Below are 380 nucleotides of genomic sequence, written 5' to 3'. Positions count from 1 at the left end.
GGAACTGATGCGCACTTATCCGAATGTAGGGATGGCGTTCGGGGACGCGCTCATAGCTGAGCCGGACGGTAATACGAGCCGCGCTGATCCTCTCGGCGACAACAACATGCGTCCCATGCAGGTCTTGTCCGGTCCGCAATTCATTCGGTTGAGTGGGGCAAGCAATCTCGTTCCAACGCCGACGGCTGTCGTGAGGACGGCGCTGCAAAAGCAGGTTGGCGGCTATCGTAAGGAGCTGCCGCATGCCGGCGATATGGAAATGTGGCTGCGGCTCGCATCACATGCTGATGTAGGCTTCATCAAAGAGGATCAAGCAGTATATCGCCGACATGCTTCGAATATGTCACTGCAATACTACGGAGAAAACATTCTTTCCGACC

General features: G+C 55.5%; 1 protein-coding gene. It reads left to right on the top strand.

The features are described from left to right. Positions 1-380: glycosyltransferase family protein (locus AC5ZG1_RS44710; protein WP_496136617.1), on the top strand; the 380-nt coding region annotated here is incomplete at both ends.

The sequence above is a fragment of the Bradyrhizobium sp. Leo78 genome, from assembly GCF_059512425.1.
This window is presented reverse-complemented; position numbering and strand designations above follow the sequence as displayed.